Annotated in this window: 15 protein-coding genes; 9 read left to right on the forward strand and 6 right to left on the reverse strand. The window is 72.2% G+C overall.

Translation table 11 applies throughout. From position 1 onward, the window contains the following. Window positions 1–3: 3 nt before the first annotated feature. The 3 genes from AB0L91_RS33550 to AB0L91_RS33560 form a co-directional block, all read right to left on the reverse strand. Window positions 4–186, reverse strand: a complete 183-nt coding sequence (locus AB0L91_RS33550) for a hypothetical protein (RefSeq protein WP_355279097.1) — start codon at window positions 184–186, stop codon at window positions 4–6. Between the two features lie 116 nt (window positions 187–302). Further along, window positions 303–818, reverse strand: a complete 516-nt coding sequence (locus tag AB0L91_RS33555; RefSeq protein WP_355279100.1) for a gamma carbonic anhydrase family protein — start codon at window positions 816–818, stop codon at window positions 303–305. A gap of 7 nt (window positions 819–825) precedes the next feature. After that, window positions 826–1,782 (reverse strand): helix-turn-helix domain-containing protein, encoded by a 957-nt coding sequence (locus tag AB0L91_RS33560; RefSeq protein ID WP_365016761.1) that lies wholly within the window; start codon window positions 1,780–1,782, stop codon window positions 826–828. A 71-nt stretch (window positions 1,783–1,853) separates the two neighbouring features. On the opposite strand from AB0L91_RS33560, the gene AB0L91_RS33565 reads away from it, so the two are divergent. The 3 genes from AB0L91_RS33565 (at window position 1,854) to ald (ending at window position 4,476) form a co-directional block, all read left to right on the forward strand. Then, the gene (locus AB0L91_RS33565) at window positions 1,854–2,624 is read left to right on the forward strand and encodes an MBL fold metallo-hydrolase (RefSeq protein ID WP_365016763.1); all 771 of its coding nucleotides are present in this window, start codon (window positions 1,854–1,856) and stop codon (window positions 2,622–2,624) included. 79 nt (window positions 2,625–2,703) lie between these two features. Further along, window positions 2,704–3,303, forward strand: coding sequence for a hypothetical protein (locus AB0L91_RS33570; protein ID WP_365016765.1), 600 nt, complete (start codon window positions 2,704–2,706; stop codon window positions 3,301–3,303). Between the two features lie 60 nt (window positions 3,304–3,363). Beyond that, complete coding sequence (gene ald, locus AB0L91_RS33575) at window positions 3,364–4,476, forward strand: alanine dehydrogenase (protein WP_365016766.1); 1,113 nt, start codon at window positions 3,364–3,366, stop codon at window positions 4,474–4,476. A 53-nt stretch (window positions 4,477–4,529) separates the two neighbouring features. On the opposite strand, the gene sigJ is transcribed toward ald, so the two are convergent. Further along, entirely contained in the window at window positions 4,530–5,468 is a 939-nt protein-coding gene (gene sigJ / locus AB0L91_RS33580) for an RNA polymerase sigma factor SigJ (RefSeq protein WP_357347681.1), read from the reverse strand. Between the two features lie 118 nt (window positions 5,469–5,586). Here sigJ and AB0L91_RS33585 point away from each other — a divergent pair, with 118 nt between their 5' ends. Beyond that, window positions 5,587–6,519, forward strand: a complete 933-nt coding sequence (locus tag AB0L91_RS33585; RefSeq protein WP_365016769.1) for a cobalamin biosynthesis protein — start codon at window positions 5,587–5,589, stop codon at window positions 6,517–6,519. A gap of 55 nt (window positions 6,520–6,574) precedes the next feature. Then, on the forward strand, window positions 6,575–7,126 hold the full coding sequence (locus AB0L91_RS33590; protein ID WP_365016771.1) for a dihydrofolate reductase family protein: 552 nt from the start codon (window positions 6,575–6,577) through the stop codon (window positions 7,124–7,126). A gap of 7 nt (window positions 7,127–7,133) precedes the next feature. On the opposite strand, the gene AB0L91_RS33595 is transcribed toward AB0L91_RS33590, so the two are convergent. After that, window positions 7,134–7,997, reverse strand: coding sequence for an SURF1 family protein (locus AB0L91_RS33595; protein WP_365016773.1), 864 nt, complete (start codon window positions 7,995–7,997; stop codon window positions 7,134–7,136). Continuing rightward, window positions 7,997–8,500 carry a low molecular weight protein-tyrosine-phosphatase gene (locus AB0L91_RS33600; protein ID WP_355279119.1) on the reverse strand — a complete coding sequence of 168 codons (504 nt, stop codon included), beginning with the start codon at window positions 8,498–8,500 and terminating at the stop codon, window positions 7,997–7,999. The genes AB0L91_RS33595 and AB0L91_RS33600 overlap by 1 nt, the downstream gene beginning before the upstream one ends. Window positions 8,501–8,571: 71 nt before the next feature. Here AB0L91_RS33600 and AB0L91_RS33605 point away from each other — a divergent pair, with 71 nt between their 5' ends. The 4 genes from AB0L91_RS33605 to AB0L91_RS33620 all read left to right on the forward strand — a co-directional run bounded on the left by AB0L91_RS33605 (window position 8,572) and on the right by AB0L91_RS33620 (window position 13,272). Then, the gene (locus AB0L91_RS33605; protein ID WP_365016854.1) at window positions 8,572–9,861 is read left to right on the forward strand and encodes a pyridoxal phosphate-dependent aminotransferase; all 1,290 of its coding nucleotides are present in this window, start codon (window positions 8,572–8,574) and stop codon (window positions 9,859–9,861) included. A 239-nt stretch (window positions 9,862–10,100) separates the two neighbouring features. After that, a complete protein-coding gene (locus AB0L91_RS33610; RefSeq protein WP_365016775.1) occupies window positions 10,101–11,216 on the forward strand; it encodes a Nif3-like dinuclear metal center hexameric protein in 1,116 nt (371 codons plus the stop codon). A gap of 162 nt (window positions 11,217–11,378) precedes the next feature. Next, on the forward strand, window positions 11,379–12,116 hold the full coding sequence (locus AB0L91_RS33615) for a C4-type zinc ribbon domain-containing protein (protein ID WP_365016776.1): 738 nt from the start codon (window positions 11,379–11,381) through the stop codon (window positions 12,114–12,116). A 4-nt stretch (window positions 12,117–12,120) separates the two neighbouring features. Further along, window positions 12,121–13,272 carry a bifunctional RNase H/acid phosphatase gene (locus AB0L91_RS33620; RefSeq protein ID WP_365016778.1) on the forward strand — a complete coding sequence of 384 codons (1,152 nt, stop codon included), beginning with the start codon at window positions 12,121–12,123 and terminating at the stop codon, window positions 13,270–13,272. Window positions 13,273–13,375: the final 103 nt, after the last annotated feature.

A 13,375-nucleotide genomic window follows, 5' to 3' on the forward strand; every position in this document is an offset into this window, starting at 1 on the left:
TCCCTACGGCGACAGATCCAGGGCGGCCATCTCTTGTTCGATCGCGTTGGCGGCGAAATGGACTCCGCGGGAACGTAGTTCGTGAACCCGGCACTGGAGTGCCTCGATTCCGCCGGGTTGGGCGGCGATGTCGGCCACGCTGAGCCGTCCCCCCGCTCGGTGCACACCGGACTGCACGTATGCCACCGTGATACCTCCTGCCTCGCGTATCCGGTGCCGGCCGCCACACTCATTGGCCGGACGCAATACGCAGGGCAAATGCTATCAGGGATCCCTACTGGTCACTTGCTCAGTGTGACTTCTCACACGATCTCGGCATCCCGATGTGTCGCCAGATTGTGCAGGTATACGGCGGCATTGAGCTTGATCCCGTCCAGCTGTGCCTCGGTGAGCTCGCGGCGCACCTTGCCGGGCACACCGGCGACCAGCGATCCGGGCGGAATCTGCGCGCCCTCGGGGATCAGAGCGTTGGCCGCGATCAGGCTGCCCGCGCCGATCACGGCGCCGTTGAGCACGGTGGCGCCCATGCCGACCAGGACGTCGTCGCCGACGGTGCAGCCGTGCAGGATCGCGTTGTGGCCCACCGAGACTCCGCTGCCCACGGTGAGCGGGAAGCCGGGGTCGGCGTGCAGCACGCAGCCGTCCTGGATGTTGGTGCGCGCGCCGATGGTGAGCTGTTCGAGGTCACCGCGCAGCACGGCCGAATACCAGATGCCGACCTCGGCGCCCAGGCGTACCCGGCCGATGACGGTCGCGTTCGGCGCGATCCAGGCAGTGTCGTCGATTTCCGGCGCGAACCCGGACACCTTGATGATCATGCGGTGATTATTGCGCCGCCCCGCGGAACTGGGCGCGGTGGGCCGCCGGACTGGTGCCGAGCATGCGGTGGAAGTGGTGGCGCAGGCTCACCGCGCTGCCGAAACCGGTGTCGCGCGCGATCCGGTCGACGGTCTCGTCGGTCGATTCCAGCAGCAGCCGGGCGTGGTCGGTGCGCTGCTGCAACAGCCACTGCTGCGGGCTGGTGCCGGTGCGTTCGCGGAACCGGCGGGTGAAGGTGCGCCGCGACATGAGCGCCTCGCGCGACCAGTGGTCGAGGTCGATGCCCGCGTCGAGGTGGGTGCGCGCCCACACCATGGCGTGCTCGATCGGGTCGTCGCTGTCGTCGTCGGGGACCGCGACCGGGATGAACTGCGCCTGCGAGCCGTTGCGGTGCGGCGCGGTGACCAGCGCGCGAGCGAGATCGGTGGCGGCGCGGGCGCCGAGATCGCCGCGCACGATGTGCAGGCAGCAGTCCAGCGCGGCGGCGACGCCCGCGGAGGTGATCACGTCGCCGAGGTCGGTCCACAGCGTGTCCGCGCGCACCCGCACCCGGGGATAGGCGCGGGCCATGGCCTCGGCGGCGGCCCAGTGCGTGGTGAGTTCCCGGCCGTCGGCCAGCCCGGTCGCCGCGATCGCCCACGAACCCAGGCACAGGCCGACCAGCCGGGCGCCGTCGGCGTGCGCGGCATGCACGGCCTCGTCGAGTGCGGGAGAGAGGTCCAGGTCGCGGAGCCAGCCGGGGAAGACCACCATGTCGGCGGTGGCGACGGCGTCCAGGCCGTGGTACACGGTGATGTCGAAACCGGCTGCGGTGGACAGGGTTCCGGGGTGTTCGGCGCAGACCCGGACGTCGTAGGGTGAGTCGTCGAAGACGCCGGTGCCGGAGCGGCCGAAGACCAGGGTCGGCACCGACAGGTGGAAGGGACTGATCCCGTCGAACGCCACGACCGCCACCGAACGCATGGCCCGATCTTAACGATGGTCGGCCTGGAGGCCACTGTCGTGGGGCGCCGCGCTCGACGACAGTTGAGCGCATGACCGAGACGATCACCCGCCCCACCCTGCTCGACGTCCTGCACATCGGTGGTCCGACCCTGCGTTTCCGATACGGGGGCCTGACCTGGCTCACCGACCCGACCTTCGACGAGCCGGGCGACTACCCCGGCCCGATCACCCTGCACAAGCTCAGCGGCCCTGCGGTGCCGGTCGAGGCGATCGGCGCGATCGACGTCGTTCTGCTCTCGCACGACCAGCACGCCGACAATCTCGACACCGCGGGCCGCGCCCTGCTGGCCGAGGTCGAGACCGTGCTCTCGACTCCCGATGCCGCCGAACGGATCGCGGGCGTGCGCGGGCTGGCGCCGTGGGAGGTCGTGACCGTCGGCGCGGTGGAGGTCACCGCGGTGCCCGCGCTGCACGGTCCCGAGGGCTGCGAGCCGCTCAGCGGTGTGGTGACCGGGTTCGTGCTGCGCGCGGCGGGTGAGCCGACGGTCTATGTCTCCGGCGACAACGCGTCGGTGGAACTCGTCGAGCGGATCGTCGAGCGGTTCGGGCGGATCGACGTCGCGGTGCTCAATATCGGCGCGGCCAATATCGGCCGGTTCGGCGACAGCGACGTCACCCTCAATGCCAGGACCGCGGTCGAGGCGGCCACCGTCCTCGGTGACGCGGTCGTCGTCGCGGTGCACGCGGAGGGGTGGGGTCACTTCAGTGAGTCGCTGGACTACCTCGAGCGCACCTTCGCCTACGCCGAGCGCGCCGCGCAGCTCCGGATTCCGGTGCGGGGTGAGGTGTTCGCGGCCTGAGACCGCCTCGACCACAGATTTTCCCAGCACCCGCGCCCGAATCATCGGGCGCGGGTTTCCCACGATGGCAGGAGAAGAGTTGCCGAATATACGGATGGGCCGCCGGTCGCGCACGATGGTGCGGTTACTGCTGGCCCTGGTCGCGCTGGTGCTCGCGTTGTCGGCGTGTTCGTCGAACGGGTCCGGCTCGGATCAGCCGGGGTCGAGCACGGTGTCCAAGACCTCGGCCACCCCGACGACGCCGGCGACGAGTTCGGTGACACCGTCCGCGAATCCGGGTGGCGGTGGCGGTGCGTCCGTGCCGGGCAACGGCGGCCAGGCGGCGCCGGAATCGTCGTGGTATCAGTCGCCCACACCGGCGCCGGAGTCGTCGTGGTACCAGTCGCCGACGCCACCGCCGGGATACAACTGTGTGCCCGGGCCGGATTGCGGCACGGACAGCTGTGGACACAACGAATGCGGACTACCGCCGGGCCACAACTGCATGCCGGGTCCGGAGTGCGGCACCGACAACTGTGGCCCCGGCCAGTGCGGCGAAACACCGCCGACGACCACCGTCGCACCGCCGGCCACGACGCAGCCGGTGACGACAACGCCTGCGGCGGGCTCCGCCCCGCCGTCGGCCACGACCACCACCGGCGCCGCTCCCGCGGCGGCGTCGGTGACACCGTCACCGTGAACCCGACACGCGACGTTGCAACGGGCTGACTCCCGTCGGTGGGCGTCCTAAGCTGGCGCAATGACGGGAACAGGCGGAACGGTCGGTGTGCCGGCGGAGGTCAAACCGCAGGAGTTCCGGGTGGCGCTCACCCCGGCGGGCGCCACCGAACTGACCGCGCACGGGCACCGGGTGCTCGTGCAGGCCGGGGCCGGAACCGGATCGGGCTTCGGTGACGAGGACTATCTCGCCGCCGGCGCGGTGATCGTGCCCGACGCCGACACGGTCTGGGCCACGGCCGGACTGATTCTCAAGGTGAAAGAGCCCATCGCGCAGGAGTATTCGCGGATGCGGCGCGACCAGGTGCTGTTCACCTATCTGCACCTGGCCGCGTCGAAGGAGTGCACCGACGCGATCCTGGACTCCGGGATCACCGCCATCGCCTACGAGACCGTGCGCGCCGCCGACGGTTCACTGCCGCTGCTCGCGCCGATGAGCGAGGTCGCGGGCAAGCTCGGCACGCAGGTCGGCGCGTATCACCTGATGGCGCCGATGGGCGGCGAGGGCGTGCTGCTCGGCGGCGTCCCCGGTGTCCGCCCCGCCGATGTGGTGGTGCTCGGCGGCGGCGTGGCGGGCACCAACGCGGCGAGCGTCGCGGTGGGGATGGGCGCCAGGGTGAGTGTGCTCGACACCAATCTGCGGCGGCTGCGCGAGCTCGACGCCCGCTTCGGCGGCCGGGTCGGCACTCTCGCCTCGCACGCGCTGGAGATCGAGAAGGCCGTGCTCGCCGCGGATCTGGTGATCGGGTCGGTGCTGGTGCCCGGTGCGAAGGCGCCGAAACTGGTGTCCGACGAGCTCGTCGCCGGGATGCGACCGGGCTCGGTGCTCGTCGACATCGCCGTCGACCAGGGTGGTTGCTTCGCCTCCACCCGTCCGACGACGCACGCCGATCCGACCTTCCCCGTGGCGGATTCGCTGTTCTACTGCGTCGCGAACATGCCCGGCGCGGTGCCGCACAGCTCCACGGTCGCGCTCACCAACGCCACCCTGCCCTTCGCCACGGCCATCGCCGACAAGGGCTGGCGCGGTGCCTGCGCCGCCGACCCCGGCCTCGCGGCCGGTCTCACCGCCGTCGACGGCAAGCTGCTCTCCGCCGAAGTGGCTGCGGCCCACGGGTATTCGCTGACCGTGTGAGCCGGTCACCACGCTCCGGGGTACGACTGCCACCGGAGCGTGGTGACCCCGTGCTACTGCCCCGCGCCCAGGTACCAGTCGGGGGCGCCCTCGGTGGGGAGGTCGTGCAGCTTGTCGGGATTGCGGACGATATTGATCGCCACGATGCGGCCCGCGTCGACGACGAACGAGAACACGCCGGTGTTGGCGCCGTCGAAGACGACCAGGCCCGGCGCGCCGTTGACCAGCACCGCGCGGCCCCAGGCCCCCGATGCCGACGGCGCGTGGTACCAGCCGAGCAGGGCCTTGGCGATGAGCTCGGCGCCGTGCAGCGGCTTGCGGATCGCGGGCACCTTGCCGCCGCCGTCGGCGGTGAGTACGACGTTCTCGTCGAGCACGCCGAGCAGTGAGCTCAGATCACCCGAGCGCCAGGCCAGCGCGAACGCCGAGACGACCTTCTCCTGTTCGGCGGGTGACGCGGGGAACCGCGGGGTCCCGGATTCGACGTGCTTGCGGGCGCGGGAGGCGAGCTGGCGCACCGCGGCCGGGGTGCGGCCGACGACCTCGGCGACCTCGGGACCGGTCATACCGAACACGTCCTGCAGCACGAAGGCCGTGCGTTCGGCCGGCGACAGCGATTCCAGCACCACCAGCAGCGCGGTGGTGACCCGCTCGTCCTGGGAGATCCGATCGGCCGGGTCGTCCCAGGTGGTGACCTCCGGCTCGGGGAGCCAGTCGCCGACGTACTGCTCGCGGCGGGCGCGCGCCGACCCGAGCTGATCGAGGGCCAGCCGGCCGGTGACGGTGGTCAGCCAGGCGCGCAGGTTGTCGATCTCGCCCGCCTTGCCCGCCGCGTGGTGCCGCTGCAGGCGCAGCCACGCGTCCTGCACGACATCCTCGGCGTCGGTGAGGCTGCCGAGCGTGCTGTAGGCGAGTCGGCGCAGGTAGGGGCGGTGTTCCTCGAAACGGCGGGCCAGTTCGGCCTGGTCGATCTGCTGCGGTAGGTCGGTCATCGTGGTTCGCCGTTCGGTCGTCTGGCCCGGGGACCGGGCGAGTGTATGGGGTCGTCGCACTGATGACGAACCAGCGGGGCGGGGTGTGACATTCCCGGTGTCGGCTACCCTCGGCCGGGTGCAGAAGGGGACATCGACCGCGGTCGGGCTGGTGCTGGGATTCGCGCTCGATCGGGTGTTCGCCGATCCGCGCCGGTGGCATCCGGTGGCCGGATTCGGCTCGGCGGCAGCGGCTTTGGAGCAGAAGACCTACCTCGACGATCGGCGTGCCGGGGTGGTGCACGAGGTGGTCGCGGTCGGTTCGGTGGTGGGTTTCGGGGTGCTCGCCGCGCGCGGCGGCGTGGTCGCGACCGCGCTGGCCACCTGGACCGCGCTCGGCGGGCGCAGCCTGGCCCGGGCCGGTCACGCGATGGCCGAGCGGCTCGACGCCGGGGACATCGATGGAGCCAGGGAACTGCTGCCGTCGCTGTGCGGACGCGATCCGTCGGTCCTGGACGCCGACGGGCTGGCCAGGGCCGCGCTGGAATCGGTCGCCGAGAACACCGCCGACGCGACCGTCGCGCCGCTGCTGTGGGGTGCGGTCGCGGGGGTGCCGGGGCTGCTCGGGTACCGGGCCGTGAACACCCTCGACGCGATGATCGGCTACCGCAACGAGCGCTACCTGCGATTCGGCTGGGCCGCCGCGCGCACCGACGACCTGGCGAACGTGGTGCCCGCGCGGGCGACCGGGCTGCTGACGGCCGCGCTGGCCCCGCTGGTCGGCGGCAGGCCCGCGGCCGCGTGGCGGGCGTGGCGGCGTGACGCGAGCAAGCACCCGAGCCCGAACGCGGGCGTGGTGGAGGCGTCCATGGCCGGGGCGCTCGGTGTCCGGCTCGGCGGGCGCACCCAGTACCGGCACGGCGCGGAACTGCGGCCGACGCTCGGTGACGGGCCCGCGCCGACCACCGCCGATCTGCGGCGCGCGGTGCGCATGTCGGAGGCGGTGCAGGTGGGGTCGCTGGCGATCGCGGTGGTGGCCGCCGGAGTGTTGGGGCGGGCGCGCCGCCGTTAGCCTGCTATCTCTTCGCGGACCGATGAGTTTCGAGGGCGGAGGAGGTCTACACGGTATGAGGAAACTGATCTATGGGTTCGGCCTGTCCGTGGACGGGTACGTCAACGACCGCGACGGCAAGATCGACTGGACCGAGCCGGACGACGAGCTGCACCAGTTCCACAACGACCGGTTCCGCGATCTCGAGATCATCCTGAACGGCCGTCGGCTGTACGAGCTGATGGCCGAGTACTGGCCGCACGTGCCCGCGGACGCGCCGCCCATCCAGCAGGATTTCGGGCGGCTCTGGACCGATATGCCCAAGGTCGTCTTCTCCCGGACGCTCACCGAGGTCCAGTGGAACAGCACGCTGGTCGCGGAGAACGCGGTCGAGGAGGTGCGCCGGATCAAGGCCGAGGGCGACGGCGTCATGGAGGTCGGTGGCGCGAGCCTGGCGGCCACGCTGATGCCGCACGGGCTCATCGACGAGTACCAGATGTTCATCTCGCCGGTGGTCCTCGGCGGCGGCACCCCGATGTTCCCGGCGCTGGACAACCGGATCGGGCTCCGGCTGGTCGAGACCAGGCATTTCGAGACGGCGGTGCTGCTGCGCTACGCCGCCGAGTGACAGACGATCAGCGGTTGCGGCCGTAGCGGTCGGCCAGGCGGGCTTCGGTGGTCGGCGCGGCCGGAGCGCTCGGCTCGGCGGTGGTGGTCTCGGCCACCGCCGGCGTCTGCGCGCGGTCGCGACGGCGCGCGCGCAGTTCGGCGACGACGAAGTACCCGAGGCCGAGCGGGGCCATGATGCCGAAGGCCAGCCATTGCAGGCCGTACGACAGGTACGGGCCCGCGTCGAGCTGGGGGAGCGGGCTCGGTGTGAAGGCGCCGGGCTGGCCCTCGGCGAGCTGGAGGTAGCCGCCCTTGTCCGTGCCGGTGGGGATGGGAGTCAGCGGCAGGCCGAGGACGGTGGCTTCCTGGGTGGTGTCGACCGTGTAGACCTGGCGATAGCCGTCCTGGGTGCTCGGCGGCTTGTCCGCCACGACACCCTCGGAGGCGCGCACGCGGGCTTCGAGCCACTGCGGCCCGGCCGGGGGTGCGGCGATCACCGGCGGTCGGGTGCCGTCGACGGCGGCGACCAGGCCGCGATCGACCAGCAGGGTGCGGCCGTCGTCGAGGCGGAACGCGTCGAGCACGGCATAGCCGGGGGCGCCGTCGAGGTGGCGCAGCCGGACCAGGACGGTCGAATCCGGGACGTACGTACCACTCGCGGTGACCTTGCGCCATTCGGTGTGCGCGCTCGGGTCGCCGTCGAGGACGCTGTTCACGGTCACCGGATCGGCCTGCACGGAGTCGGCGATCAGCTGGTTGCGGTGCTCGGTGCTGGTGTTCTTGCCCAGCTGCCACGGTGCGAGCACGGTGAAGCACAGATAGGCGAACGCGACGACGATCACCGCGAGGATGAGCCAGCTCGGGCGCAGCAGGAAGGTGAGTTTGCGCATCAGCGGTGCGCGTCGGCGGTGGTACGGGCGTCGAGTTCGGCGCGCACCCAGTCGAGCAGGCCGGGGACGGCGGCCTCGATCTGGTCGCGGACCAGGTCGAAGTCGGACTGGTCGCCGTAGTACGGGTCGGGCACGTCGCGGCCGTCGGCGGCGGGGTCGAAGCTGCGCAGCAGGCGGCGCTGGTCGGTGCCGACGCCGCGCTGGGCCAGTTCCCGGTCGTGCCCGGTGTCCAGGGCGATGATCAGGTCGGCGTCGCGATGCTCGGGACCGAAGGTGGCCGCGGTGTGCTCGGTGGGGTAGCCCGCCCGGCGCAGGGTCGCCTCGGTGCGCGGATCGGCCGGATCGCCGACGTGCCACGATCCGGTGCCCGCGCTGGTCACCCGTACCCGGTTCGCGAGACCGGCACGGTACAGATGCGCTTCGAACATCTTCGCCGCCATCGGCGACCGGCAGATGTTCCCTGTGCAGATGAATGACACGTGCAGCTGACCCACGCCTGCCATTGTCGCCCGAGCCGCCGAATCGCCGCCACGTAGGGTGTTCAGTTGTGTTCCAGGACTCGGTCGACCCCGCGATGCTGCGCCACCACGGCGACGTGGACGCGCGCCCTGGAATGCTCGATTTCGCGGTGAACGTGCGCGGCACCGCCCCGCCGCGCTGGCTGCGCGATCGCCTCGCCGCCCGCCTGGACGACCTGGGCCGCTACCCGAGCGCCGAGGACGAGGCCGCCGCCCGCACCGCCGTCGCCGCCCGGCACGGCCGCCGTCCCGACGAGGTCCTGCTGCTCGCGGGCGCCGCCGAGGGCTTCGCGATGCTGCCCCGCCTGGCCCCGCGCCTGGCCGCGGTGATCCACCCGTCCTTCACCGAGCCCGAACTGGCGCTGCGAGAGGCGGGCGTGCCGGTGACGCGGGTGATCCTGGAACCGCCGTACACGCTCGACCCGGCACTCGTTCCCGAGGAGGCCGATCTGGTCGTCCTCGGCAACCCCACCAATCCGACCTCGGTACTGCACCCGGCGGCCGTCATCGAGGCGTTGCGTCGGCCGGGGCGTCTCGTCGTGGTCGACGAGGCGTTCGCCGACGCGGTCGCGGAGAGCGCCGCCGGCGGTGCGGCAGTAGACGGCGGATCTGGCGACAACGTGCCCGGCGCTGCCCGGAACGTCGCGTCCGGTGCCGCGATGCGCGGCGCGGCGGCCGGTCCCGGTGGTGCGCGGCCCGCGTTGTCGTCCGTGGGCAGGACGCTGTCGTCGACCCCGAGCGCGCCGGATGCGTCGTCCATCCGGACGGCACCGGCCGTCGATGTGGTTCCGGGAGCGCCGGTGCGGTCTACCTCCTGTCCGGGGTCGGGTTCGGCGACGTCGCACACCGTCGGGGAACCGGAGTCGCTGGCCGGGCTGTCTGCCCCGGACGTGCTCGTCCTGCGCAGCCTCACCAAGACCTGGGCGCTGGCCGGGCTGCGGTGCGGCTATGTGCTCGGTGCGCCGGAGGTGCTGGCCCGGCTGACCCAGGGCCGTCCGCATTGGCCGCTGGGCACCCTGCAGCTGGAGGCGATCAGCGCCACCGCCGAACCGGCGGCCGTCGCCGCGTCCCGGCGGCACGCCGACGAGATCGCCGCCGAGCGCGCGGCCATGATCGACCGCCTCGCGGACCTGGGCGTCGAGGTGCACACCCCGGCCGCCGGTCCCTTCCTGCTGCTGCGCGTTCCCGACGGCGAACTGCTGCGCAAGCGCCTGGCCGATCGCGGCATCGCGGTGCGCCGGGCCGACACTTTTCCCGGGCTGGGTCCCGATCACCTGCGGGTCGCCGTGCGCGGGGCGGCCGAGGTCGACCGGTTGATCGAGGGTCTGCGAGCGGCGCTGTGGTGACCGGAGCGAGCGGCACTGTGGTGACTGGAGCGAGCGGCACTGTGGTGACTGGAGCGGGCGGCGCCGCGGTGACCGGGCAGCGGCGCCGTGGCGACCGGGGCGGACGGTGCTCTGACTGGGGACCGGCCTGCGGCAACGGCCGTTGCGCGGCGCGAAACGGGCGTGGAAAGCATTGTGGTGCAAGGTGATCCCGTCGCTTCGAGGGTGACGGGTTAGGCAGCGGAACGAAGGAGGCGGCGGTGACCGACCTGGCCGAACTGATCGGGGTGCTCGACGCGGCGTATCCGCCGCGGCTGGCCGAATCGTGGGATTCGGTCGGGCTCGTGTGCGGTGACCCGGGCCAGGCGGTGACCAAGGTGGTGTTCGCCGTCGACGCCACCGCCGCCGTGGTCGACGAGGCGATCGAGTGGGGCGCGCAGGCGCTGGTCGTGCACCACCCGCTGCTGCTGCGCGGTGTCGACACCGTAGCCGCCGACACCCCCAAGGGCGCGCTGCTGCACCGGCTGATCCGCTCCGGCTGCGCCCTGTTCTCCGCGCACACCAACGCCGACTCCGCCGACCCCGGCGTCTCGGACGCGCTGGCCGCCGCCGTCGGCCTGACCGTCACCGGCCCGCTGGACCCGAAACCGGCGGCCTCCGTGGACAAATGGGTGATCCAGGTCCCGCAGACGCACACCGCCTCGCTCATGTCGGCGCTGTTCACCGCGGGCGCCGGCGCGATCGGCGACTACCGCGAAGCCGCCTGGTACACCTCCGGCACCGGCCAGTTCCGGCCGCTGCCCGGCGCGAACCCGGCGATCGGGGCGATCGGCACGGTCGAGACCGTCACCGAGGACGCCGTCGAGGTGGTCGCGGCGCCGACCTCCCGGCTGGCCGTCCTGGCGGCGCTGCGCGCGGCCCACCCGTACGAGGAACCCGCCTACCACGTCACCGAGCGCGCGCCGCTGCCGTCCTCGCTCGGCATCGGCCGCATCGGCGAACTCCCCGAGCCCGAGACCCTGCGCGATTTCACCGCCCGGGTGGGCGTCGGCCTGCCGCGCACCGTCTGGGGCGTGCGCGCCGCGGGCGACCCGGACCGCGTCATCCGGCGGGTCGCCGTCTGCGGCGGCGCGGGCGACTCCTACCTGACCGCGGCCATCCGCGCGGGCGTCGACGCCTACCTCACCTCCGACCTGCGCCACCACCCGGTCGACGAGCACCTCCGCCGCGGCGGCCCCGCCCTCATCGACGCCGCCCACTGGGCCACCGAATTTCCCTGGTGCGGTCAAGCGGAACAACTCGTCCGCACGGCCCTCCCCGGGATCGAGACCCGCGTCTCCACCCTGCGCACCGACCCGTGGACGGTCACCGGCTGAACGCGGCGACGACCCTCCCCACGTCGACGGGGGGCGGGCGTGTACCGGGACACGCGCGCCCGACAGCGGTCGCCCGGTCCTCGGGTCATGGCGTGCGCGTGCCCCGTGGCGCGGTACGGTTGACGAACCCATCCGTCCACCGTGTTCAGGAGTTCGTGCGCGTTGAATGTCGAACCGTCGGTCCAGTCCAAGCTGCTCCAGCTCGCCGCTGTCGATGCCGAGTTGACGCGGATCGCGCACCGCAGGAACGCGCTGCCCGAACAGCAGGAGGTCGCGCGCCTGTCGACCGAGCGCAACGGCTACAAGGACGCCGCCGTCGCGGTCGAGATCGGCATCGACGATCTGGACCGCGACATCCGCAAACTCGAGGGTGAGGTCGACGCCGTGCGCAAGCGGGAGGACCGCGACCGCGGCATGCTCACCGCGGGCACCGTCGCCGCCAAGCAGCTCTCCGAGATCCAACACGAACTGGGCAGCCTGGAGCGGCGCCGCTCGGTGCTCGAGGACGAACTGCTGACCGTGATGGAACAGCGTGAGGCGATGGCCGCCGATCACGACCACGCCGGCGCCCGGCTGAGCAAGGCCGACCAGGATCTCGCCGACGCCGAACGGCTGCGCGACGAGGCGATGGCCGATCTCGCGGTGGCCCAGCAGCGGTGCGAGTCCGACCGGGACGGACTGGTCGGGCTGTTCCCCGCCGACCTGCTCGCCGTCTACGACAAGCAGCGCGCGGCCCACGGGGTCGGCGCCGCCCTGCTGCAGGCCCGGCGCTGCGGCGCCTGCCGGATCGAGATCGATCGCGGCGAGATGCAGCGCATCGCCAAGGCCGCCCCCGACGCCGTCCTGCGCTGCCCCGAGTGCAGCGCGATCATGGTGCGCACCAAGGAATCCGGGCTGTAACCGGATGAACGAGGTGATCGTCGAGGCCGACGGCGGGTCGCGCGGCAACCCCGGGCCGGCCGGCTACGGCGCGGTGGTGTTCGCCGCCGACCATGTGCGGGTGCTGGCCGAGCGCAAGGAATACGTCGGCGTCACCACCAACAACGTGGCCGAATATCGCGGTCTGATCGCCGGTTTGGCCGCCGCGGCCGAGCTGGGCGCGCGGGTGGTCGCGGTGCGGATGGACTCCAAGCTCGTCGTCGAGCAGATGTCGGGACGCTGGAAGGTCAAGCACCCGTCGATGATTCCGCTCGCCGAGCAGGCACGCGGGCTGGTCGCCGGGTTCGACCGGGTCAGCTTCACCTGGATTCCGCGCGCGGAGAACTCCCACGCCGACCGGCTGGCGAACGAGGCGATGGACGACGGCGCGGTCGTCGGCACCGTCCGCGACGCCGTCGCGGCCGGGCACGCGGCGGGCGACCAGGTCGCGGTGCCCACCACCGAGCCGCGCGAATCCGGTGCCGCCCAGCGCATTCCGGTCACGCCCGGCTGGACCGGCGCGATCGGCAGGCCGACGCGGCTGTTGCTGCTGCGGCACGGGCAGACCGAACTGTCGATCGAACGCCGCTACTCCGGTCGCGGCAATCCGCCGCTGACCGACCTGGGCCGTGAACAGGCCGAACGGGCGGCGAAGATGCTGGCCGCCAAGGGCGATATCGCCGCGGTGGTGACCTCGCCGCTGCAGCGGGCCCGCTCCACCGCCGAGGCGGCCGCCGCCGCGCTCGACGTGCCGCTGCGGGTGCTCGACGGCCTCATCGAGACCGACTTCGGCGACTGGGAGGGCCTCACCTTCGCCGAGGCCGCACAGCGCGATCCGCAGCTGCACGCGGACTGGCTGGGCGACCCGTCGGTGCCCGCGCCCGGTGGCGAGAGCTTCGATCAGGTGCGCGAGCGGATCGAATCGGTCCGGCGCGATCTGGTGGCGTTGTATCCGGGCGAGAACGTTGTCGTGGTCAGCCACGTCACGCCGATCAAGACGCTGCTGCAACTGGCGCTCGGGGTCGGCCCGTCGCTGCTGTATCGCCTGCACCTGGACCTGGCCTCGCTGTGCATCGCGGAGTTCTATCCCGACGGCGGTGCTTCGGTCCGGCTGGTCAACGACATCTCGTATCTTTAGCGCTGGCCGCCTGTCACCCGGGCACGGTACGGTCGGCCCCGGTTCGCGGTCGGCGTAACGACTATGCCCCGGCGCCCGAGAAGCATCTCGGGCGTGCGGAGAT

Origin of the sequence: Nocardia sp. NPDC051833, from assembly GCF_040681225.1 — a bacterium.
Lineage (GTDB): Bacteria > Actinomycetota > Actinomycetes > Mycobacteriales > Mycobacteriaceae > Nocardia.

Bases quoted from the DNA above. Each gene is read 5' to 3' on its own strand.
- AB0L91_RS33555 (WP_355279100.1), bottom strand. From the start codon at position 818: ATGATCATCAAGGTGTCCGGGTTCGCGCCGGAAATCGACGACACTGCC.
- AB0L91_RS33560 (WP_365016761.1), bottom strand. From the start codon at position 1,782: ATGCGTTCGGTGGCGGTCGTGGCGTTCGACGGGATCAGTCCCTTCCAC.
- AB0L91_RS33565 (WP_365016763.1), top strand. From the start codon at position 1,854: ATGACCGAGACGATCACCCGCCCCACCCTGCTCGACGTCCTGCACATC.
- ald (WP_365016766.1), top strand. From the start codon at position 3,364: ATGACGGGAACAGGCGGAACGGTCGGTGTGCCGGCGGAGGTCAAACCG.
- sigJ (WP_357347681.1), bottom strand. From the start codon at position 5,468: ATGACCGACCTACCGCAGCAGATCGACCAGGCCGAACTGGCCCGCCGT.
- AB0L91_RS33590 (WP_365016771.1), top strand. From the start codon at position 6,575: ATGAGGAAACTGATCTATGGGTTCGGCCTGTCCGTGGACGGGTACGTC.
- AB0L91_RS33595 (WP_365016773.1), bottom strand. From the start codon at position 7,997: ATGCGCAAACTCACCTTCCTGCTGCGCCCGAGCTGGCTCATCCTCGCG.
- AB0L91_RS33600 (WP_355279119.1), bottom strand. From the start codon at position 8,500: ATGGCAGGCGTGGGTCAGCTGCACGTGTCATTCATCTGCACAGGGAAC.
- AB0L91_RS33605 (WP_365016854.1), top strand. From the start codon at position 8,572: ATGCTGCGCCACCACGGCGACGTGGACGCGCGCCCTGGAATGCTCGAT.
- AB0L91_RS33620 (WP_365016778.1), top strand. From the start codon at position 12,121: ATGAACGAGGTGATCGTCGAGGCCGACGGCGGGTCGCGCGGCAACCCC.